Source organism: Myxococcus faecalis (genome assembly GCF_050039385.1).
Lineage (GTDB): Bacteria > Myxococcota > Myxococcia > Myxococcales > Myxococcaceae > Myxococcus > Myxococcus fulvus.
Map to the genome: position 1 here is coordinate 10,606,975 of NZ_CP144336.1, position 23,143 is coordinate 10,630,117.

Annotated in this window: 12 protein-coding genes; 11 read left to right on the forward strand and 1 reads right to left on the reverse strand. The window is 70.1% G+C overall.

What is annotated here, in order from left to right:
- Positions 1-2: 2 nt before the first annotated feature.
- Positions 3-1,094 (forward strand): aminotransferase class I/II-fold pyridoxal phosphate-dependent enzyme, encoded by a 1,092-nt coding sequence (locus tag VZQ01_RS42065; RefSeq protein ID WP_223748736.1) that lies wholly within the window; start codon positions 3-5, stop codon positions 1,092-1,094.
- Between the two features lie 9 nt (positions 1,095-1,103).
- On the opposite strand, the gene VZQ01_RS42070 is transcribed toward VZQ01_RS42065, so the two are convergent.
- Positions 1,104-2,378: an FAD-binding oxidoreductase gene (locus VZQ01_RS42070; RefSeq protein ID WP_426746466.1), complete on the reverse strand. Its 1,275-nt coding sequence runs from the start codon at positions 2,376-2,378 to the stop codon at positions 1,104-1,106.
- 198 nt (positions 2,379-2,576) lie between these two features.
- On the opposite strand from VZQ01_RS42070, the gene VZQ01_RS42075 reads away from it, so the two are divergent.
- From VZQ01_RS42075 to VZQ01_RS42120, 10 genes are read left to right on the forward strand one after another with little or no spacing between them, the layout of a single operon-like run.
- Entirely contained in the window at positions 2,577-3,050 is a 474-nt protein-coding gene (locus tag VZQ01_RS42075; protein WP_223748738.1) for a hypothetical protein, read from the forward strand.
- A gap of 14 nt (positions 3,051-3,064) precedes the next feature.
- Complete coding sequence (locus VZQ01_RS42080; protein WP_426746467.1) at positions 3,065-4,939, forward strand: alpha/beta fold hydrolase; 1,875 nt, start codon at positions 3,065-3,067, stop codon at positions 4,937-4,939.
- On the forward strand, positions 4,936-8,271 hold the full coding sequence (locus VZQ01_RS42085; RefSeq protein ID WP_426746468.1) for a non-ribosomal peptide synthetase: 3,336 nt from the start codon (positions 4,936-4,938) through the stop codon (positions 8,269-8,271). Before VZQ01_RS42080 ends, VZQ01_RS42085 begins: the two co-directional genes overlap by 4 nt.
- Positions 8,272-8,298: 27 nt before the next feature.
- A complete protein-coding gene (locus VZQ01_RS42090) occupies positions 8,299-11,607 on the forward strand; it encodes a non-ribosomal peptide synthetase (protein ID WP_426746469.1) in 3,309 nt (1,102 codons plus the stop codon).
- On the forward strand, positions 11,604-18,188 hold the full coding sequence (locus VZQ01_RS42095) for a non-ribosomal peptide synthetase (protein WP_426746470.1): 6,585 nt from the start codon (positions 11,604-11,606) through the stop codon (positions 18,186-18,188). The genes VZQ01_RS42090 and VZQ01_RS42095 overlap by 4 nt, the downstream gene beginning before the upstream one ends.
- Positions 18,185-19,801, forward strand: a complete 1,617-nt coding sequence (locus tag VZQ01_RS42100) for an AMP-binding protein (RefSeq protein WP_426746471.1) — start codon at positions 18,185-18,187, stop codon at positions 19,799-19,801. Before VZQ01_RS42095 ends, VZQ01_RS42100 begins: the two co-directional genes overlap by 4 nt.
- A gap of 27 nt (positions 19,802-19,828) precedes the next feature.
- Entirely contained in the window at positions 19,829-20,128 is a 300-nt protein-coding gene (locus VZQ01_RS42105; RefSeq protein ID WP_046713658.1) for an acyl carrier protein, read from the forward strand.
- On the forward strand, positions 20,125-21,102 hold the full coding sequence (locus VZQ01_RS42110; protein ID WP_426746472.1) for an amidohydrolase family protein: 978 nt from the start codon (positions 20,125-20,127) through the stop codon (positions 21,100-21,102). The genes VZQ01_RS42105 and VZQ01_RS42110 overlap by 4 nt, the downstream gene beginning before the upstream one ends.
- A 27-nt stretch (positions 21,103-21,129) precedes the next feature.
- Positions 21,130-22,746 carry an FAD-binding oxidoreductase gene (locus VZQ01_RS42115; RefSeq protein ID WP_426746473.1) on the forward strand — a complete coding sequence of 539 codons (1,617 nt, stop codon included), beginning with the start codon at positions 21,130-21,132 and terminating at the stop codon, positions 22,744-22,746.
- 47 nt (positions 22,747-22,793) lie between these two features.
- Positions 22,794-23,111, forward strand: coding sequence for a hypothetical protein (locus VZQ01_RS42120; protein ID WP_426746474.1), 318 nt, complete (start codon positions 22,794-22,796; stop codon positions 23,109-23,111).
- Positions 23,112-23,143 lie beyond the last annotated feature (32 nt).

Here is a 23,143-nt window from a genome sequence, read left to right on the forward strand (position 1 = left end):
CGATGCCTCCCTCCTTCTCCCATCTGGTGGCCTCGCTGAACCTGTCGCAGCCGTTCCCGGGGCGGCGGGAGCTGGAGCGCAAGCGGGGGCGCCCCTACCGGGTCCGGCTGGGCGCCAACGAGTGTCTGTTCGGCGTGTCCCCCGCCGTCTCGCGGGTGCTGGCCACGCGCGGCGGTGAGCTGCCCTACTACTCGGACCCCGCGCAGTTCGAGCTGCGGACGGCGATCGCCCAGGGCCGGGGCTTGACGCACGAGCACGTGGTGGTGGCGGAGGGAATCGAAGGGCTGCTCGGCCTCTTCTCGCGGGCCTACCTGGACCCGGGCGACACCGCGGTGACCTCGCTCGGCGGCTACCCCAGCTTCGACTACTACGTGCGCGGCTGTGGCGGGCGACTGGTCCACGTGCCGTACACCCGCGCCGGATGGAACGACCTGGACGCGCTGGTCGACGCCGCGCGACGACAGCGCGCGAAGCTGCTGTATCTGGCCAATCCGGACAACCCCACGGGCACGCACCATGGCCCCGCGGAGCTGGAGCGGCTGCTGGACCAGCTCCCCGAGGAGTGCCTGCTGCTGCTCGACGAGGCCTACGTCGAGTTCGCGGACCCGGGCAGCGTGCTCCCCTTCACGCGCAGCCGCCCCAACCTGGTGCGGCTGCGCACGTTCTCCAAGGCCCATGGCCTGGCGGCCGCGCGCGTGGGCTATGCGCTCGCGTCTCCCGAGCAGGTGTCGACGCTGGACCGCATCCGTCAGCACTTCGCGGTGAGTCAGCTCTCCCAGGAGCTGGCGCTGGCGGCCTGGCGGGATGTCGACTTCCTGGGCCAGGTGATTGGCGCGACGCGCGAGGGACGGGAGCACTACGCCGAGCTGGCCCGGCGCGTGGGCGCGACAGTGCTCCCCAGCTCCGCCAACTTCGTGAGCTTCGACTTCGGCGGCACCACGCGGGCCCGAGCGGTCGCGCGCTGGCTGGACGAGAAGGACATCCTCGTGCGCCATCCCTCGGAGCCCTTCGGTCAGCTCGTGCGAATCACCGTGGGGCCGCTGGCGGCCCGCGAGCTGCTGGCGGAGGCGCTCGCCTCCGTCCCGAATCCCTGACGCGCCCGCTCACTCCGGGCGGTGGAGCTCGAACACCTTGCCCGGATTGAGGATGCCATGCGGGTCCAGGGCCTGCTTGAGCACGCGCATCACGGCCAGCTCGGCCTCGCTCCGCGAGCGCCACAGGTGCCCCTTCTTGAGCAGCCCGATTCCGTGCTCCGCGGAGACCGAGCTCGTCTGCCGCTCCAGCGTCCCATAGACGATGTCGTCGACGTCGCCGTGCGCGTCCGAGCCTCCCGCGCGGATGGACAGGTGCAGGTTCCCATCCGCGAGGTGTCCGAAGACATGGCAGTGGTGCGCGGCGCCGAAGCGCTCCGCGAGCCGCGCCTTCACCCGCGCGACATAGTCCTCCATCGCGTCGAGGGGCAGGCTGACGTCGTAGGAGAAGACGGGGCCGGTGCGCTTGAGCGGGTCCAGCTCCTCGCGCAGGCTCCACATCTCGCGGCGCTGCGCGGCGCTGGTGGCCACCGCCGAGTGGGCGAGGAGCCCCTGCGACTCCGCCTGGGCCAGGGCCGACAGCAGCGTCTCGTCGCCCTCCTCCGCCCGGGGCCCCATCGTCTCCACCAGCACGTAGTACTCACACCCCGCGGGGAGGATGGGCCGGCCGCGCGAGGGAGGCGTGGTCATCAAGTCGTAGAACGAGCGCCACATCACCTCGAACGAGGTGAGCTCGCCCTGGAGTCCCGCCTCCATCACCCCGAGGAAGCGGGCCAGGCGCTCGAAGCCGTCCACCGCCACCAGCGCCGTGTGGTGCCCCCTGGGCATGGGCCGCAGCCGCAGCACCACCCGCGTCACCAGCCCCAGCGTGCCCTCCGAGCCGATGAACAGGTGCTTCAGGTCATAGCCCGCGTTGTTCTTGAGCATCTTCCCGCGCGAGTCCACCACGGTGCCGTCAGCCAGCACCGCCTCCAGGCCCAGCACCGCCTCCCGCATCATCCCGAAGCGCAGCACGCGCGTGCCGCCCGCGTTCGTGGCCACGGTGCCTCCCACGGTGGCGCTGCCGCGAGCCCCCAGGTCCACGGGCACCATCAACCCCACCTCCTCCGCCGCCTCCTGCGCCGCCTGCAACGGCACTCCGGCCTGCGCCGTCAGGCAGCGATTGAGGACATCCACCTCCTCGATGCGCCGCATCCGGTCGAACGCGAGCGCCACCTCCTCCGCCCCGCACACGGCGCCGTGCACCAGCCCCGTCAGCCCCCCCTGCGCGACCACGGGCCGACGGGCCTGATGACACAGCGCGAGCACCCGGCTCACGTCCTCGGTGTCACGGGGCAGCAACAGCACGGATGACCGGCTCCCCGGCGCCATCCGCCGGGTGGCATCCACCCCCGTCAAGACAGACTCCGGTCCGATGGACTGCCGCAACCGAGCAATCAATGACTCCATGGCTGCTCTCTCCAAAAGAAGACACTCCACCCCTGGCGACGCATTGACCGTGACAATCCTTTACAATAGCATCCTCCAACTTTCCGGGAGGGACTCATGGCGAATGGGCGGCCTGGGGCTTCCGCGGACTCCGTCTACAAGCAATTGGAGTCCGCCTACAACGCATTCATGCTCGAACTGGGAGGGTCCTCGAACGAGGCCCAGCGGCGGGTCTTCATGGCCGCGCAGCAACCCTGGGACGGTGGCAAGGATTACGCCACGGCCCACGCGGAGCATCGCCAGCGGATCGACGACGCCTGGAAGGACGTCGACCTCACCCAGCGTTATCTGAATGCATTGAAGGATTACAAATCCGCGGTCGAGAAGGTCATGGCCAACACGGATGTCCATGCCCTGGACTCGATTGCGCTGATGGCCTGGTCGCAGACCTTTCATCACATCGCCATGTATGGCTATTGGCTGAACGACCCGGGGGTGCTGGGGAAGAGCGACACGCCCTCGGGAGGTGCTGAGCGCATCGAGCCGGATCCCAGCAGGAAGCCCACGCCGCCCCCCGCTCCCCCGAAGTAGCCCGAGCGCGCTCCGTGAGCCGCACGGTGCTGATGTTCGGAGTGGAGAGCCTCCTCGGCAGCCACCTGGTGGCGGACGCGTTGTTGTCGCCCCGGGAGCCGGGAGAGCTCGTTCATTGTGGGGTGTCGAGCCCGCCGCTCCAGGGAGCCCGCACGGGGCCCCTGGAGGCCATCCGTCACGCCGCGAGACACCTCGCGCCGACGATGTCGGAGGGCGTCCGCGAGGAGCTGCTGGCCGCGCGCCTGCGCTGGGTCGTTCCAGGGGCGTGGGACGCGCCGGTGGACGAGCTGTGGTGTCTGTCGTCGGCGGCCCTGGAGGTGTTGCCGCGCTCGCGCATCGGCGAGCTGAACCTGGTGAGCCAACCCTCCGTGTCGACGGAGGAGCTGGAGCGTCAGCTCGCGGGGCCGTGCGGGGCACGGGACATCCCCTGGCGGCTGTTCCGCCCGGGGCTCCTGCTGGGCGTGCCCTCCGAGGAAGGCACGGGCTGGAGTGAAGGGCTGCTGCCGCTGCTCTCGGCCCTGCACACGCTGAAGCACGAGGTCGAGGAGCGTGCCCCCGGGTACTTCGACCACCACGCGCTGCGGGTGCGCGCCCCCATCGACGCGCAACCGAGCGTCCTGCCGGTCCACCACGCCGTGAAGCTGTCGCGCGGACTGGCGAGCCGTCCCGACACTCGAGGCCGCGTCCTCGACCTCGTCGCGCCCGTGCCCCTTCCCTTCGCGGAGCTCTGCGAGCACCTGGGCCTGGAGTATGGGCTGAGCCTGCTCGCCGTCGGTCCGCATGAATCCCTGGCGCCCGTGGACCGGCTGTTCCAGCTGCGGCTCCGGGACTTCGAGCGACACCTGCACGTGTCACCACCTCGGGGCTCCGAGGAGCTCTACGCCTTCGCGGGCGTGGAGCCGCGAGCGCTGACGATGGAGCCCAGGGCCTGGCGCTCGATGTTCCGCGCCGTGAGGAAGGCCCAGGACGTGGCCCACGCGGAGCGGCGGCGGCGGGTCGACACGCTCTGGTCCTCGCTGCGACGCTCGACAGTGGCCGTCGGTGGCGACTCGGAGCTGACGTGCCTCTCCGGAGGCATGGGGGAGCCCCCGGTGGTCATCCTCAATGCGCTGGGACAGGGCCTGCGCTACTGGGCGCGGCTGGTGGAGCGTCTGCTCTCCAAGGGACGCCGCGTCCTGCTCTGGGAGCCACGGGAAGCGACGCGCCCTCTGCTCCTCGAGGACCAGGTGAAGGACCTGGAGGCGGTGCTCAACGCGGAGGGTGTCTCCCGCTGCCACCTGGTGGGCTGGTGCACCGGCGCCTCGGTGGCGGTGGAGTTCAGCCTCCGGCACCCGGACGCCGTCGTCTCGTCGGTGTTCCTCAATCCGTCGTTCAAGTGCGACGGCGGCCCGAAGGAGCTGGACACCGACTACGAGGAGACGCTGGAGCCGCTGTTCCGGATGCTCGACCGGCGCCCTGCGATGGTGTCCTCGGTGACGAACTCCCTGCGGACCCGCGCGAGCGCGCACCCGCCCGACTCCACCGAGGTCCTCACCCGGATGAACCGGGACCTCGAGACGGAGGTGCTGGCGCCGTTCCGGACGGAGGCGTCGACGCTCGACTACGCCCGGCAGCTCATCGACTTCTGGGCCTATGACGTCCGGGCCCGGGCCCGGGAGGTCCGCGCGCCCGTGCTGCTGTTGGGAGGTGAGCTGGACCGGGTGGCCTCGTCCGCGGCGGCCTGTGAAGTGGCTCGGCGCTTTGCCGACGGACGCTACCTGGAGGTCCACGCCGGGACGCACTACTGCCTCTATGACCGGCCCGCGCTCGTGGCCGAGGTGATGGAGCGGTTCTTCGAGGACCCGCGCCAGGTGGATGGCCTGTCCGGAGAAGTGGAGCACGTGAGATGAGCCAGCGCGTCGGCGAGCGCATCGCCAACCTCTCGCCCGAGAAACGCGCCCTGCTGGAGCGTCGCCTGCTCAGGCCCACCGCCGCGCCGGACCGCATCCCGAGGCGCCCCGGGGACTCCGGCCCACCCCCGCTGTCCTTCACGCAGCAGCGGCTGTGGTTCCTGGAGCAGTTGGAGCCGGGCAATCCGTTCTACAACCTGCCGCTCGCCACGCGCTTCCGGGGCCTGCTCTGGCCCTCCAGGCTGGAGGAGGCGCTGAACGAGGTGGTGCGCCGTCACGAGGTGCTCCGGACCACGTTCGTCCTCCAGGACGGGGAGCCGACCCAGCGCGTGGCGGCGCACCGCGCGCTCACGTTGCCGGTGGTCGACCTGAGCGAGCTTCCCCCCGAGCAGCGAGAAGCGGAGGCCGCGCGACGCACCGCCATCGAGGCCCACCGCCCCTTCCGCCTGACCGAGGAGCCACCGCTGCGCGCCACCCTCTTCCGACTGGCCGAGGACGACCACGTGCTGGTGCTGGGCATGCACCACATCGTCTCGGATGGCTGGTCGATGGGCGTGCTCGCGCGCGAGGTCTCCGCGCTGTATGCCGCGTTCAGCGCCGGCCAGCCATCACCGCTCCCGGAGCTTCCCATCCAGTACGCGGACTTCGCGGTGTGGCAGCGCGACTGGCTGCGCGGCGACGTGCTGCGACGGCACCTCTCCTACTGGAAGCAGCGGCTGGCGGGGATGCCCACCCTGCTGGACCTGCCCACGGACCGGCCGCGCCCTCCGGTGCAGGTGTTCCGAGGCGCCACGTACACCTTCCCGATTCAAGCCTCCACGGTGGAGGGGCTTCGCGCCGTGGGCCGCGAGCTCAACGCCACGCTCTTCATGACGCTGCTGGCGGCGGTGGATGTGCTGCTCCAGCGCTACAGCCGACAGACGGACGTGGTGGTGGGCGCGCCCATCGCCAATCGGACCCGGGTGGAGACGGAGGGGATGATCGGCTTCTTCGTCAACACGCTGGTCCTGCGCGCGGACCTGTCGGGGGACCCGACCTTCCGTGAGCTGGTGGCCCGCGTACGGGACGTGACGCTGGAGGCCTTCGCGCATCAGGAGCTCCCCTTCGACCGCCTGGTGGAGGAGCTCCAGCCCGAGCGCAACCTGTCCCACAACCCGCTCTTCCAGGTGATGTTCATCCTGCAGAACGCGCAGGCGAACCTGGAGGCGAGCACCCGCTTCGCCGCGCCGCAGTTCAGCGCCGGGACGTCGAAGTTCGACCTCACCGTGTGCGCCATGGAGACGACGGACGGCGGGCTGCTCATGGCCCTGGAGTACAACACCAGCCTGTTCGACGCGCCCACCCTGGTGAGCCTCGCGGAGAACCTCCAGGCCCTCCTGGCGAGCGCGGCGTCCCATCCGGAGCGGAGCATCTCGCGGCTCTCGATGAGCCCGCATGGCGAGGCACACGACGTCCCTCGCGACGAAGGCGACGCGCCGGACTTCGAGCTGCTCCATCAGCTCTGTGAGCGACAGGCGAGGCTCCGCCCGGAGGCGCTCGCGCTGGAGTCCCCTGGACGCACGCTGACGTATGGCCAGCTCAATGCACGGTCGAACCAGCTGGCGCGACGCCTGCGTGCGCTGGGCGTTGGCCCGGAGGTCCCCGTGAGCGTGTGCCTGGAGCGCTCACCGGACCTGGTCGTCGTCGTGCTGGCCCTCTGGAAGGCCGGGGGTGTCTACGTCCCGCTGGACCCGGCACATCCGCAGGACCGCATGGCGTATGTGCTGGAGGACTCGGGAGCGCGGCTCCTCGTGACGGAGGAGGCGCTGTGCGAGCGGTTGCCTCCCTTCCCGGGAACACGGCTCACGGTGGACACGCTCTGGGGCGCGCTGGAGGAAGAGGACCCGAGCGACCTGCGTCCCCAGGCCACACCGGACAACCTGGCATATGTTATCTACACCTCCGGCTCCACGGGGCGGCCCAAGGGCGTGGCGGTGGCCCACCGCACCGTGTGCAACGCGGCCGAGGCCGAGCAGCGCCTCTTCGATCTGCCGCCCTCGGCCCGCATCCTCCAGTTCTCCGCGTGGACCTTCGATGTCTCGCTGTTCGAGCTGCTGATGGCGCTGCGCTCGGGTGGGACGCTCTATCTGGCGCCGACGAAGGCGCTGCTGCCTGGAGCCCCGCTGTTGGAGCTGCTGAAGGAGCAGCGCATCCACGCTGTCACGCTGCCCCCTTCCTCGCTGGCGGCGCTGCCCTGGGCGGAGCTTCCCGAGCTGCGGATGATGGTGGTGGGCGGAGAGGCCTGTCCCCTGGAGCTGGTGACGCGCTGGGGGCGTGGACGGCGACTGTTCAACGTCTACGGTCCCACCGAGGGCTCCATCTGGAGCACCTGCGCGCTGTGCTCCGAGGACCTCCAGGTCACGCCGCCCATCGGCAGGTCACTGCCTCGGGTCCGCACGTATGTCCTGGACGCGAACCTGGAGCACGTCCCGTTCGGCGTCCCGGGTGAGCTGTACCTGGGGGGCGCGTGTGTCTCGCGCGGCTATCACCGACGGCCGGACCTCACCGGGGAGCGCTTCCTGCCGGACCCCTTCTCCACCGAGCCCGGCGCGCGCATGTACCGCACCGGCGACGTGGTGCGCCGTCAGCGCGAGGGCGACCTGTGCTTCGTGGGACGCGCGGACGAGATGGTGAAGGTCCGCGGCTACCGGATTGAGCCCGCGGAGGTCGAAGCGGCCCTGTTGAGCCGACCCGAGGTGCAGGCCGCCGCGGTGGTGGCCGAGCGCGCCGGCACCGATGGCGCGCGCCTGCTCGCATATGTCGTCCCCAAGGAGGGGCAGACGGTCGACCCGGCGAACCTGCGGGGAGCGCTCCGGCGAGCGCTGCCGGAGTACATGGTCCCCGCCGCGTTCATTCCGCTGGAGTCACTGCCCAGGACCTCGCACGGGAAGCTGGACCGCCGTGCGCTTCCCGCCGTGAGTCGGGATGCGCTCGCCCGGGCACGCGCGGAGCCGGTTGCGCCCCGCACCGCCACCGAGGCCCTGGTGGCGCGCGTGTGGGGCGAGGTCCTGGAGCTTCAGCGCGTCGGCGTGCTCGATGACTTCTTCGACCTGGGCGGCCACTCGTTGCTGGCCACCCGCATCGTGTCCCGGCTGTCCGCCGCGGCCGGGGTGGAGCTCCCGCTGCGCACCCTCTTCGAGCGGCCCACGGTGGCCGCGCTGGCGCAGGCGCTCGACACCTCGCGAGACAGCGGCGCGAAGTCCACCGAGCCGGCCCTCCTGCCGCTCGACAGGCAGGCACGACGCATCCCCATCCCCGTCGTCGGAAAGGACGCGCCCACCTCGGGGGTGTGAGCACCCACGAGCCGCGTGACGCCCACCATGGCCTCATCACCCGCGGTCCCGGAGCTTCGCGAGGCCTTCGTCTTCCCCGCCTCATACGCCCAGCGCCGCCTGTGGTTCCTCCACCAGTTCGAGTCCGCGAGCCCCGTCTACAACATCCCCTCGCCCCTCCGACTGGGCTTCGCGCTGAACGTGGAGGCCCTGCGCAAGAGCCTCGACGAGCTGGTGCGCAGGCACGAATCGCTGCGGACCACCTTCACGGCCGTCGACGGTGAACCCATGCAGGTGGTGGCGCCCTCGCGACAGGTGACGCTGGACATCACCGACTTGCGCTCGATGCCCGCCGCGCAGCGCGAAGCGGAGGCGCAACGGCTGGCGTCCTTCGATGCCCTGCGCCCGTTCTCCCTCGCCGAGGGTCCGCTGCTGCGCGTCTCGTTGGTGACGCTGGCGGAGGCAGACCACGTGCTGCTCGTGACGATGCACCACATCGTCTCGGACGGCTGGTCCATGGGCGTCTTCCTGCGGGAGCTGGGGGCGCTCTACAACGCGTTCAGCGCGGGCTGGCCCTCGCCCCTGCCGGAGCCGCGGCTCCAGTATGCGGACTACTCCCATTGGCAGCGGGAGCTGCTCCGCGGCGACGTCTACACCCGGCACCTCGAGTATTGGAGGACGCAGCTCGCGGGGGCGCCGCCTCGGCTGGAGCTTCCGACGGACAGGGTGCGTCCGTTGATGCAGGCCCACCGCGGCGCGGGGCACCTGGTGACGCTGGACGCCGACCTGCATGAGAGGCTCCGGGCCCTGGGGCAGCGCGTCGGGGCCACGCCGTTCATGGTGATGCTCGCGGCCTTCGATGTCCTCCTGTACCGCGCCACCGGACAGGAGGACCTGGTCGTCGGCACACCCATCGCCAATCGGGGACGACCCGAGCTGGAGGGGTTGATCGGCTTCTTCGTCAACACGCTGGTGCTGCGGACCCAGCTCTCGGGCGCGCTCGGCTTCCAGGACGTCCTGGCGCGCGTCCGCGAGGTGACGCTGGGCGCCTACGCCCACCAGGACATTCCCTTCGAGAAGCTGGTCGAGGAGCTGCAACCCGAGCGCAACCTGGGCAGCAACCCGCTGTTCCAGGTGATGTTCTCGTTCCAGAGCGCGGAGCGTCCCCAGGGCAGCGCATCTCCCGGTGGACCGGAAGCACCTCGGGTACCGACCACGACCTCCAAGTTCGACCTGACGCTGTCGGTGGCGGAGGCGCCGCGCGGTGGAGCATTCGCGCTGTTCGAGTACGACACGGAGCTGTTCGAGCCGGAGACGGTGACGCGGATGGGCTCGCACTTCCTCGCCCTGCTCCACGCCATCGTCCTTGCGCCGGCGCAACCCATCTCGAGGCTTCCCCTCCTGGGCGACGAGGAGCGGCGGCGGCTGTTGGTGGAGTGGAACGACACCACCGTGTCCCGGGAGGAGCCGGGATTCCTCCACCGCGTCATCGTGGCGCAGGCCGCGCGGACACCGGAGGCGGTGGCGCTCATGGCCGGGCTGGAGCGGGTGACGTACCGGGAGCTCGTGTCCCGCGCGAACCAGCTCGCGCGCTTCCTCGGGCGTCACGGCGTGGGGCCGGAGGTCCGGGTGGGCGTGTGCATGGAGCGTTCGCCGGAGCTGCTCGTCGCGCTGCTGGGCATCCTGCAGGCAGGTGGCGCGTATGTGCCGCTGGACCCGGAGTATCCCTCGGAACGACTGGCCTTCATGCTGGAGGACTCCGCGCCCGCGGTGCTCATCACCCAGGCGAGCCTCGCGTCGACGCTGCCCGGGACGCGTGCCCGCGTGCTCCGCCTGGACACGGAGTGGGCGGAGGTGGCTCGCGAACAGGACAGCGACCCGGCGCTGCCCGTGCACCCCGCGCAGCTCGCGTATGTCATCTACACCTCCGGCTCCACCGGGCGCCCCAAGGGCGCGATGAACTCCCATGCGGGCATCGCCAACCGCCTGGCCTGGATGCGCCAGACGTACCGGTTGGATGGGCGCGACAGGATGCTCCACAAGACGCCGACCAGCTTCGACGTGTCGATCACCGAGCTGTTCTGGCCGCTGATGACGGGCGCCACCGTGGTCATCGCGAAGCCCGGAGGACACCGCGACCCGGGTTACCTCATCGACCTGATGGCCGCTGAACGGGTGACCGCCGCGCACTTCGTCCCGTCGATGCTGCGAGTGCTGCTGGAGCACCGGGGAGTCGAGCGCTGCGAAGCCCTGCGGCAGGTCATCATCAGCGGAGAGGCCGTCACGCCCGACCTGGAGGCGCGCTTCCACGCACGCTTCCGGGCGGAGCTGCACAACCTCTACGGCCCCACCGAAGCAGCGGTGGAGGTGTCCGCGTGGACATGTCCTGCGACTGGCAGTGGTGGTCGGGTGCCCATCGGCAAGCCCATCCACAACACCCGGTTGTTCATCCTGGACGCGACGCTGGAGCCTGTTCCTGTCGGTCTCCCGGGGGAGCTGTTCATCGGCGGCATCGGCGTGGGACGCGGCTACCTCGGGCGCCCCGAGCTGACCGCGGAGCGCTTCATCCCGGACCCGTTCAGCACCGATCCCGGACAGCGGCTGTATCGCACCGGTGACCGCGCGCGCTTCCGGGCGGATGGGAACATCGACTTCCTCGGGCGACTGGATGACCAGGAGAAGATTCGAGGGTTCCGCATCGAGCTGGGCGAGGTGGAGGCGGCGCTGCGCTCGCATCCGTGCGTACGCCATGCGGTGGTGATGGCTCGCGAGGTGACGCCGGGCGACAAACGGCTGGTGGCCTATGTGGTGGGCGGCCCCAGGGAGGACCTGCCAGGCGCGCTGCGACGCCACCTGTCTCGCACCTTGCCCGAGCACATGGTGCCCACCGCCTTCGTGGCGCTGGAGGCCTTGCCGCTGCTGCCCAACGGCAAGCTGGACCGACGCGCGCTGCCGCTCCCTGGAGAGCTCGATACGGCGACGAGGACGGCCTATGTGGCGCCGCGTGGCGCGGTGGAGGAGAAGCTGGCGCACATGTTCGCCGAGCTGCTCGGCCGCGCGCGCGTCGGGGTCCACGACAACTTCTTCGAGCTGGGGGGACACTCCCTCCTGGCGACGCGCGTGGTGTCGCGCATCCATGACGCCTACGGCGTGGAGGTGCCGCTGCGCCGGCTCTTCGAGACGCCCACCGTGGAGGCGCTCGCGAAGGTGGTGGCGGAACAGGGGGCGACGCCGGTGGCCTCGGCCATTCCCAAGCTGGAGCGGGACACGGAGCTGGCGGACGTCGCCCACCTCTCGGACGCGGAGGTGTCGGCGATGTTGGAGGAGCTGGCCGCGCGCGGGGAGCTGGCGAAATGAGCGCTCCCGCCCTCGCCCAGCTCTCGCCGGATGAGCGCAGAGCCCTGTTGGCGCGGACCCTGCGGGACAAGGGCTCCCGGCCCGAGCCTCCGCTCTCCTATGCACAGGCGCGGCTGTGGTTCCTGGACCGTTTCCAGCCTGGGAACCCGACGTACAATCTTCCGGCGGTGACCCGGCTGACGGGGCCCATCGACCTGGCGGTGTTGCAACGCTGTCTCGATGCGCTCGTGCAGCGCCATGAATCCCTGCGCACCCTCTTCGCCCTGGTGCGCGGCGAGCCGGTGCAGCGGGTCCTGCCTGCGCTGGAGCTGAAGCTGTCCGCGGTGCGCCCTTCTGGCGAGGACGAGGCCACGCGCGCGGTGGAGGCGCAGCGACTGGCCATGGAGGAGTGTCGGCGACCGTTCGATCTGGAGCGCGGGCCGCTGCTCCGGATGACGCTCTACTCGTCGAGCGACACCGAGCACCTGCTCGTGCTGGTGCTGCATCACATCATCGCGGATGGCTGGTCGATGCGGGTGTTGTTCGACGAGCTGGCGCGGCTGTACGAGGCCTTCTCGGCGGGACGTCCCTCGCCGCTCCCGGCGCTTCCGCTCCAGTACGTGGACTTCGCGGCGTGGCAGCGGAAGACGCTGCGCGGAGAGGTGCTGGAGGGGCACCTGGCGTACTGGCGGAAGCAGCTCGCGTCGGTGCCCAGTCTGTTGGCGCTGCCCACCCATGGGCCGCGTCCCCGGGTGGTGGGTCAGCGGGGTGGTCATCACGTCTTCTCGCTCGAGCCCGCGCTGATGGAGCGGTTGGGGGTGTTGGGTCGGAGGGAGGGGGCGACGAGCTTCATGTTGCTGCTGTCCGCCTTCGCCACCCTCCTCCATCGGCTCAGTGGTGAGACGGACGTGTGCATCGGCACGCCCATCGCGAACCGGATGCGTCCGGAGCTGGAGGGACTGGTCGGCTTCTTCGCCAACACGCTGGTGCTGCGCGCCGACCTCTCGGGGACGCCGAGCTTCCGGCAGCTCCTGGGGCGGGTCCGGGAGATGACGCTGGGGGCGTTCGCGCATCAGGACCTGCCCTTCGAGAAGCTCGTCGAGGAGCTCCGACCCGAGCGCAACCTGGGTCACAACCCGTTGTTCCAGGTGATGTTCGTCCTGCAGAACACGGGGCCTCGTGATGCGAGCCGTGCACCGTCGTCCGACACGCCTCCGCTGTATTCGAGCGGCACGGCCAAGTTCGACCTGACCCTCTGCGTGACGGAGGCGGAGGCCGGGGCTCACGCGTTCTTCGAGTACAATCTGGACCTGTTCGAGGGCGAGATGATCGCCCGGCTCGCGAACAGCTTGCACGCGCTGCTGTGGGGCATCGCCGAGGAACCGGACAGGACGACAGCGTCGTTGCCGCTGCTGGACGCCGAGGCGCGGCGACGAGTCGAGGCGGCACAGCCGTTGCCGGAGGTGCCGGTCCGGTCGAGCGTCGAACGTGTGCACGAGAAGGTGTCCGCGAGAGCGATGCGCCACCCGGAGGCCGTCGCGGTCCAGACCGGTGAGGACGCGCTGAGCTACGGCGAGCTGGTCCACCGCGCGGACCTGGTGGCCCGAGCGCTGCGGACGCAGGGAGTCTCGCCGGGAATGTTGGTGGGGCTCTTCGTGGAGCCATCGCCGGAGCTGGTGGTGGCCCAGCTCGGTGTGCTGTGCGCAGGAGGAGCGTTCATCCCGCTCGACACGAGCGAGCCCCCGTCTCGACTGGCCGCCACCGTGGAGGCGCTGCGCCCGTCGCACATCCTCTGCCAGCAACATCAGGCCGCACGGCTGCAGGGGCTCCCTGGACGGCACATCCTCCTGGAGCATTGCCTGAGCGCTGATGCGCCCCCCACCGGTGACATGGCACCTCTCGCGGCTGGGACGCGCTCCGCTGGATTCGCACCAGCGAAAGAAGACGAGCCCATCCCTACGATTCGCGACGGGTTCGCTCGCTCCCTGCCACGTCCAGGCCCCGCGGCCCCACCGGCGGCAACACTCGATGGGCTTGCCTGCGCCCTGCCTCGTCCAGGTCCCGAGGGCCGGCCGCTGGGCGTGGTGATGAGCCACGCGGCCCTCGCGGCGGCATGTCGACTGCCTGACCTGAGGCTGAGCCCCGACGATTGCCTCTCCTTCCCTGAAGGGGCGTGGGACGAAGCCGCGCCCTTCTTGCTGTTGGGCGCGCTCGCCGCCGGTGCCCGGCTCGCGCCTCTGTCAGGTGGGCGAAGCCTGACTCCGCGCAAGCTGGCCATGCATCTGCGCGAGCACTCGGTCTCCGTCATCGCGTTGACCACGCCCATGCTCGTGAAGCTGGGCCGTGAGTTCCCCTGGTCCCTCCGCTCCCTCCGACTCGTGTTGTGGACCGGCGGCCCCGACGAGGAGGCCCTGCTGACGAGCTCGCTTCCTCCTGATGTCCTCAGTCGCGTCCTCCACGTGTACGGCTGGACAGAAGTCGGCGGAATCGCCGCGCTCCGTCCCGTGGCGGCGCCCTCTCCTTCCGAGCGCCCCGTCACCCGAATCGGTACACCCGTGGCGGGCACCACCCTGCACCTGCTCGACGAAGCCCTGTCCCCCGTTCCATCGGGCTTCGTCGGGGACCTGTACATCTCGGGTGAGCAGCTCGCCTCCGGATATCTCTCCTCACCCGAGCGCACCTTCCCCCGCGACAACCTGGTGCGAACGGGAGACCTCGCGCGTCGCTTGCCCGACGGAGGGCTCGAGTGGGTGGGTCGACGCGATGGGCGACACCTGCATCGCGGAACACGCCTCGAACTGGGCGAAGTCGAACAGGCCCTGCGTGCGCATCCCCAGGTGACGGAAGCCACGGTCGTCCTCAGGCCGGGCTCGCAGTTGGTGGCCGCCGTGGTCGCCCCGTCCTCGGAACGCAAAGCCCTTCGACAACACCTCGAGGACCGACTCCCCGACTCCGCCCTGCCCGACTCCTTCCTCTTCCTGGACGCACTTCCACGTGCCCCTACAGAGGAGCACGCACGCCGAGCCCTGCTGACCGAGCTCGAACGTCGAGACACCGCCGGTGCCTCGGCAGCGCCCTACTCGGCACCGCGTGACCCCGTGGAGGAAACCCTCGCCCGCATCTGGGCCCAGGCCTTCAGCCTGGAGCGCGTGGGCATCCACGATGACTTCTTCCGCCTGGGTGGACACTCCCTGCTCGCGACCCAGGTCGTGGCGCGCGCATGCGATGCGTTCGGCGTGGACCTGCCCCTGCGTCAGCTCTTCGAGGCGCCCACCATCGCGCAGCTCGCGCGAACCATCGAGCGACTCGGCCACGACTCCGGCCGTCCTCCCCCCATCCGCCCCGCGCCCAGGGACCGCCCGCTCCCGCTCTCCTTCGCGCAGCAGCGCCTCTGGTTCCTCGACCAGTTCGAACCCAACAGCGCCTTCTACAACATCCCCACCTCCTTCCGGATTCGGGCGCCCCTCGACGTGGCCGCGCTCCAGGGGAGCCTGAACGCCCTCGTGCTCCGGCACGAGTCGCTCCGCACCACGTTCACCGTGATGGACCAACAACCGGTCCAGGTCATCGCGCCCCCAGGCAGTGTCGCCCTGCCAGTCGTCGACCTGCGCTCCTGGCCCGAGGCCACGCGAGAACACGAGGCCCAACGACTCGCCGCCCTCGAAGCGCAGCATCCCTTCGACCTCTCACGCGGCCCGCTGCTGCGCGCCCGGCTCCTGCACCTCGCGGACAACGACTACGTCCTGCTCCTCACCGTGCACCACATCGTGGCCGATGCCTGGTCGGCCGACGTGCTCTTCCGTGAGCTGAGCGTCCTCTACGAAGCGGGCCGGACGGGCACACCCGCATCGCTGCCTCCGCTGGAGCTCCAGTACGCGGACTTCGCGGCCTGGCAGCGACAGTGGCTGACGGGCTCCGTGCTCGAACGTCAGCTCGCCTATTGGAAGGAGCACCTGCGCGGCGCGCCGCCCGTGGTGTCGCTGCCCACGGACAGGGCGCGTCCTCCGGTCCAGGTCTTCCGAGGCGGCCTCCATCCCTTCACCCTGCCCTCCACGGCCTTGCTGCGCTTCTGCCAGGCCGAGGGCTGCACGTTGTTCATGGGGCTGCTCGCGGCGTTCAACCTGCTGCTCCACCGCTACTCGGGGCAGGACGACCTGGTGGTCGGCTCCCCCATCGCGAACCGGGTGCGTCCCGAGCTGGAGGGGATGATCGGCTTCTTCGCCAACACGCTCCCCATGCGCACCCGCGTCACCGGCGAGGAGAGCTTCCGGCAACTGCTCGCACGCGTCCGCGAGGTGTCGCTCGGCGCCTACGCGCACCAGCACCTGCCCTTCGAGAAGCTGGTCGAGGAGCTGAACCCCGGACGCAACCTCGCGTACAACCCGCTGTTCCAGGTGATGCTCGCCCTGCAGAACACGGGGCGACCCTTGTCCGCGGAGGGCGCGAGACTGGCCTCCGGTGCCCCCGCGATGGGCACGGGCACCGCCAAGTTCGACCTCATCCTGTTCGTCGCGGAGACCTCGGAGTCCCTCCAGGCGAGCCTCGAGTACAACTCGGACCTGTTCGACCCGGAGACCATCGCCGGGATGGCGTCCCACCTGCGCAACCTCCTCGCCTCCGCGCTCGCCACACCGGACCTCCCCGTCGCGCGGCTCTCCATGCTGGACCCGGCGGAACAGGCCGCGCTGGCGCGCTGGAATCCGCCCCGTACGCCCGCGCCGGACCTGTGCGTGCACGAGCTGTTCGCGCGGCAGGCCGAGCGCACCCCGGACCTGCGAGCCGTCCTCCTCGGCCCCCGCGCCCTGACCTACCGCGAGCTCGATGAACGCTCGGAGGCCCTGGCCACACGCCTGCGTGGACTCGGCGCCGGGCCTGGGGTCGTCGTCGGAATCTGCCTGGAGCGCTCGCTGGAGATGGTGGTGGCGGTGCTCGCCGTCCTGCGCTCCGGGGCCGCGTACCTGCCCCTGGACCCCGGGTTCCCGAAGGAGCGACTCGCCTTCATGCTCACCGACGCGAAGGTGCCCGTGGTGCTCACCCACCGGGGCACACGCGAGCGGCTCCCCGTCGACCTCGCCCGGCTCATCGACTGCGACGAAGAGGACACCGCCCCGCTCCGCCCCATCGCGCCACGGGCACCACCGTCACCGGACTCGCTGGCGTACGTCATCTTCACCTCCGGCTCCACGGGCACCCCCAAGGGCGTGGCGATGCCGCACCGTCCGCTGGTCAATCTGCTCCACTGGCAGATGGCCCGCTCCCAGCTCCCCCTTGGCGCGAGGACATTGCAGTTCGCGTCCTTGAGCTTCGACGTGTCCTTCCAGGAGCTGTTCTCCACGTGGTGCGCGGGCGGCACGCTGGTCCTCGTCACGGAGGAGCAGCGCAGGGACCCGGAGGTGCTGTGGCGCCTGCTCGCGACCGAGGACATCCACCGCGTCTTCCTCCCCTACGTCGCGCTCCAGCAGCTCGCGGACCGGGCCCGGGAGCTGGGTGGCACCCCCGCCAGCCTGCGCGAGGTCATCACCGCGGGCGAGCAGCTCCAGATCACTCCGTCCATCGCCCACCTGTTCTCGCGCCTCCAGGCCACGCTGCACAACCAATACGGTCCATCGGAGACCCACGTGGTGAGCGAGCTGACGCTGGAAGGTCCTCCCGCGTCGTGGCCCGCGCTCCCCGCCATCGGTCGCCCCATCCCCAACGCCACGCTCCACGTCCTGGATCGCTGGGGACAACAGGTCCCCGTGGGAGTCCCAGGTGAGCTCCATCTCGGCGGGATGATGCTCGCGCGCGGCTACCTGGGCCGTCCCGACGCGACGGCGGAGAAGTTCATCCCCGGCCCGCCCGACCCATCCTGGCCCGGCGAGCGCCTGTACCGTACAGGCGACCGAGCGCGCTATCTGCGCGACGGCACCGTCCAGTTCCTGGGGCGCGTGGACGAGCAGGTGAAGATTCGCGGCTATCGGGTCGAGCCCGGCGAGGTCGAGGCACGGCTGCGGCAACACCCGGCGGTGAAGGAGGCCGCGGTGACGACCCGGCCCGACGGAGAAGGACGCCCCAGGCTGGTGGCCTTCTTCCAGACGGTGGATGCTCGCGACCTCGCGGCGAACGAGCTGCGCACATGGCTCGGGGCCTCGCTGCCCGAGCACATGGTGCCGTCGGCGTTCGTGCGGATGGATACCCTGCCCCTCACGCCCACCGGCAAACTCAACCGGCGCGCCCTGCCCGACTCCGACGAGGTCCTGCCCGCGACCGCGGACCGCTTCGTCGCGCCAAGGACGCCCGTGGAGGAAGCCCTGGCGAAGCTCTGGACGGAGCTGCTGCGAGTCGCGCGCGTGGGCGTCCACGACGACTTCTTCGAGCTGGGAGGCCACTCGCTGCTCGCGACCCGACTGGTGTCCCGCATCCGCGGTGAGCTGGGGACGGAGCTGCCCCTGCGACGCGTGTTCGAGGCGCCCACCGTCGAGCGGCTCGCGGTGGTCATCGTCCAGACCCGTGCGGATGCAGCGAGTGAGGACGAGGTGGCCCTGCTGCTCGCGGAGCTGGAGGCGCTCCCCGCCGAGGAGGCCCAACGACAGTGGGCGGCGCTCCAGGAGGAAGGTCCATGAGCCACGCCCGGAACGAGGAGACGCCGATGGACGCCATCGACGTGCGTCGGATGCTGCCCCGCCTGCTGGAGCATCCCTCGCGCGAGGTCATCACCTTCGAGAAGGGCAAGGTCGTCCGCCGAAGCCACGCGCAGGTGCACGAGGACGTCGTGACGACGAGGGCCGCGCTGGAGCGCTGGGGCATCCGCCCGGGCATGCGCGTGGGCCTCCGGGCACCGAACTGCTACGAGTGGCTGGTCCACGACCTGGCGCTGCTCGAGCTTCGCGCCGTCACCGTCGCGTTCCCCGACGACTTCGCCGCGAGACCTCCCGACGAGCTGCTCGAGCGCTACCAGCTCTCCTTGCTCCTGGTCCCAGGAAGGCAACGTGAGGGACACACGAACGCCGCCCTCGCCGCGCTCGATGGCCCCAACGACGGCGTGCGCGCCATCGAGCGAGGCACCGAGCCACCCCCGGAGGGCTTCGACCAGCCCTGGCTCGTCTTCTCGTCGGGCTCCTCGGGGTGGCTGAAGGGGCTCGTCCTCAACCGCCGGGGGGTCGAGGAGAGCCTGGACGCCTTCGTCCGCGCGGCGGGGACCCGCTCCGATGACTCGATGCTGTTGTTCCTGCCCATCTCCAACTTCCAGCAGCGGCTGATGTACTACGCGGCGTTCTGGTACGGGTTCGACCTCATCGTCACGGAGCCCGTCCACCTGTTCCGCGCGATGAAGGAGCTGCGGCCCACCGCGCTGGTGGCCCCGCCCACGCTCTACGAAGCGATCGAGACCCGCTTCGGCAACCTGCCCCGCTCGAAGCAGCTGCTGGCCCGGGTCCTCGGAGCAATCGCCCGGCGTCTGCCCTCCCGGTCCGCGCGCGACGCCATGGCCCGGAGGATCTTCCGCGAGGTCCACGAGACGCTCGGTGGACGCATGCGCTTCATGGTGACGGGGATGGCCCCCACCAAGCGCTCCACGCTGGAGCTGCTCGAGCTGATGCGCCTGCCGGTCTTCGAGACCTACGGCGTCACCGAGTGCGGCTCGGTCTCCCTCAACACCGCCGAGGCCCACCGGCTGGGGAGCGTGGGCCGGCTGCTCCCGGGTCCCAAGGTGGAGCTGGCGCCGGATGGGGAGATCATCGTCCACCGCGAGCACATGTACGCGACCGGCTACTTCGAGTGCGCGGAGGGCGAGAACGAGAAGACCTTCATCGGCGGCAATCGCGTGGCCACGGGTGACGTGGGGCGCTTCGACGCGGAGGGCTACCTGTACCTGGTGGGCCGCAAGAAGGAGATCATCATCACCTCGGGCGGGGAGAAGGTGCATCCGGAGCTGGTGGAGGCGGAGATCGACCGCTGCCCGGAGGTGGCCAAGTCCGTGGTGTTCGGCGGCGGCACCCTGACGTGCCTGGTCGCGGTGGTGCTCCCCAAGAACCCCGACGACGTGGAGGCGAAGCGCCGCATCGAGCGCCACGTGGAGGAAGTGGGAGGACAGCGGCAGTCGCTGCGCGTGGGGCGCGTGGTGTTCGCGCAGGAGGCCTTCACGCGGGAGAACGGGCTTTTGCGCCCGAATCTGAAGTTGGACCGCAAGCGCATCGGCGACGTCTTCCAGACCCAGCTCGACCGCGCCGCGAGCTGAGCACCCCGCAGGACTTCGAGGAGCACCATGACGGGCGACCCGACGTTCGAGGAGAAGGTCATCGCGATGATTGCCCAGGCCGTGCCGCGCCGGTTCCGCAAGGCGGCGATCACACCGGAGCTGAGCCTGCGCAAGGACCTGGGCATCGACTCGCTCGGCGTGGCGAGCCTGCTGTTCCGGCTGGAGGAGACCTTCGGCGTGGCCCTGGACGAGCTCGCCTCGGACGTGGACCTGGGCCGGCTCCACACCGTGCGGGATGCCATCGACATGAGCCGGCGCCTGGTCGAACAGGCCCGCGCGGCCGGCCCTCGGGCGGAGTCGGCATGACGCAAGGCCCTCCACCGCGCATCATCGACGCGCACTGCCACATCGCCTCGGAGCGGTTCATCCCCCGCTCCTTCATCGACGGCGTCGTGGCCAACGGCGTCGCGGCCCTCACCGCGCAGGGCGTGCGCGCCACGCCCCAGAAGCTGGCGAACGCCTACCTCCAGAAGCTCCAGGACCCGCTCTGCGACCAGTTGGTGGCGGAGATGGAGGCCGCGGGCATCGAGCGCGCGGTGCTGCTCGCGGCCGACTACAGCTACGCGCTCACGGACTGTCCGATCACCGTCGAGGAGACCCTCCTGGCGCACGCCGAGGTGCTGAAGCGCCACCCCGGGAAGCTGGTGGTGTTCGGCGGCGTGGACCCCCGGTGGGGGAAGGACGGCGTGGACCTGTTCGAGCGCTCGCTGGTGGAGTGGGGCTTCAGCGGGTTCAAGGTGTATCCCCCGTGCGGGATGAGCCCCAGCGCGCCGGAGCTGTTCCCCTACTACGAGCTGTGCGCGCACCACCGCGTGCCGGTGGTGGTGCACATCGGGCCCACGTCACCGGTGCTGGCGTTCGACACGTCGACGCCGCTGATGCTGGACCTGGCGGCGCGCTCGTTCCCCACCGTGAACTTCATCCTCGCGCACGGCTCGGTGAGCTACCCCGACGAGTGCGCCATGCTGTGCGCGTACCGGCCCAACGTGTACCTGGATGTCAGCGGCTATCAGAGCCAGTTGAGGACCTCGTCGGACGAGGCCCTGCGGCGCGTGGTGGCTCGCGGCATCAACCACAAGGTCCTCTTCGGCACGGACTGGCCCGTGTTCCGCATGCAGGGGGACCAGCGTGCCTTCGTGGACGTCCTCACCGCCGAGGAGGGTCCGCTGTCCCTCATCACCGAGCTGGAGGCCCGCCTGGTCCTCCATGACAACATGGCGCGTCTGCTCGCCGGAGCTGCTGGGAACGCCTCGAACCAGGCTCGTGTCGCAAGCCGTTGACGCTGTCTCCACCCCGGAGAATGGACCATGACCACTGCCCCCGTCGTCGAAAACCTCTCATTGGCGAGCCGAGGTCCGACGCGCCCGCTGATCCTCAGCGACCGCCAGGGCTTCGACCGCCGCTGGTTCGCGCCGAACCTGAAGGCTGTCTACGTCCCCACGCACCCGGAGCAGGTGCTCGCCATCGTCAACGAGGCGCTGTCGACCCATGGGCGCAACGTGAAGATCACCTCTGGCCGCCATTGCTACGAGAACTTCGTCTACAACGATGAGACGGCCGCGGTCATCGACATGTCCGCGCTGAACCAGGTCGGCTTCGACAACGCGAGGCAGGCGTACTTCGTCGACGCGGGCTGTGAGAACTGGACCGTCTACCGCACGCTGCTCAACACGTTCGGGAAGACGCTGCCCGCGGGCTCCTGCTACTCGGTGGGCGCGGGCGGGCACATCACCGGAGGGGGCTACGGGCTGCTGTCCCGGCTGCACGGCCTGACGGTGGACCACCTGAGCGCGGTGGACATCGTCACCTGGGACGCGGCCGCGGGCCGGGGGAAGCTGAGCCATGTCTCCGCGTCCAGCGCGGACCCGGACGAGAAGGACCTGTTCTGGGCGCTGCGCGGCGCGGGCGGCGGCAACTTCGGCGTCATCGCGCGGTACTACTTCCAGCAGCTCCCGGACGCACCGGACCACGCCACGCTGTGGACGCTGGCGTGGGACTGGTCCAGCCTGGACCTGACGGCCTTCACGAACCTGCTCGCCGAGTACGCGGACCTGGTGACGACGCTGCCCGACAGCAACTTCACGTTGCTCAAGTTGAACCACGTCGCGGCGAGCCAGGTGGGCATGGTGTTGCAGGTGACGTCCCCGGCCGGGACGAAGCATGACCAGCACCGCAGGCACGCGGAGGACAGCGTGGCGCGCATCCAGAAGCGCTTCGCGAAGGTCGCCCGGTCCAGACCGCTGGTGAGGCCGCTGGGAGGCCACCCGGGGATGATGACGCACCTGCTGGCCAGCGATGAGGCCCAGCACATCACCTATCTGGAGGCGCTCCAGACGCTGAACGGCTCCGGGCCCAACCAGTTCGGCAAGTACAAGTCCGCGTACATGAAGAAGGCGTTCCCGGCCGAGCAGGTGACGGCCATCTACGAGTGGCTCCACCGCTACCCCTCGGGGATTCCCCAGGCGGACATGGCGCAGAGCCTGCTGCAGGTGGACAGCTACGGCGGGGCCATCAACCGCTACCCGGCGGACTCGACGCCGGTGCCCCAGCGCAGCTCACTGATGAAGCTCCAGTACCAGACGTACTGGAACAACGCCTCCAAGCCCGGCGAGGGCCTGATGTCGCCCTTCCGGGAGCAGGCCGAGGCCCACGTGAGCTGGATCAACGGCTTCTACAAGGACGTGTACGCGGCGTACGGCGGGACACCCAATCCCACGCGGGACTCCACGGGCACGGTGGACGGCTGCTACTACAACTACCCGGATGAGGTGCTGGGCACCCATGCCCGGGGCAACGTGGACCAGGCCCTGTGGCTGTACTTCCTCCAGAACTTCCGTCAGGCACCGCGCAACCTGGTCAAGGTGAAGCGCCGCTGGGACCCGACCAACTACTTCCATCACGCCCAGTCGATTCCCGTGAGTTAGTGATAGGCTTTCGAGCGACCCTCCTGCAAGGGAGGGCCTCCACTCGAATGACAGGCAAGGAAGAGCCCATGCGCTTCGGACAGCTGACGCGGAGTCTGACGATTTCCATCGCGGTCCTGACGACGGCCTGTGGAGGTCCCGAGGCTTCAGGGGAACAGGAAGCGGACGTCGAGTCCCGTCATGCCGAGGCGCCGCCCGTCTGCGACTCCGAATTCAACATCCACTACTTCAGCGACGAGACGCTCACCACCCGCGTCGGCTCCTGGCGGTGCGTGTGCGGCCTGCCCCAGGGCAGGACGGGCCATACGACGCCGTATGTGAAGATCCTCATCCCCGAGACCCCCTGCGAGTCCATCGCGCGCTGACCTGGGAACGGGACGGCCGGGAGGACAGTCTC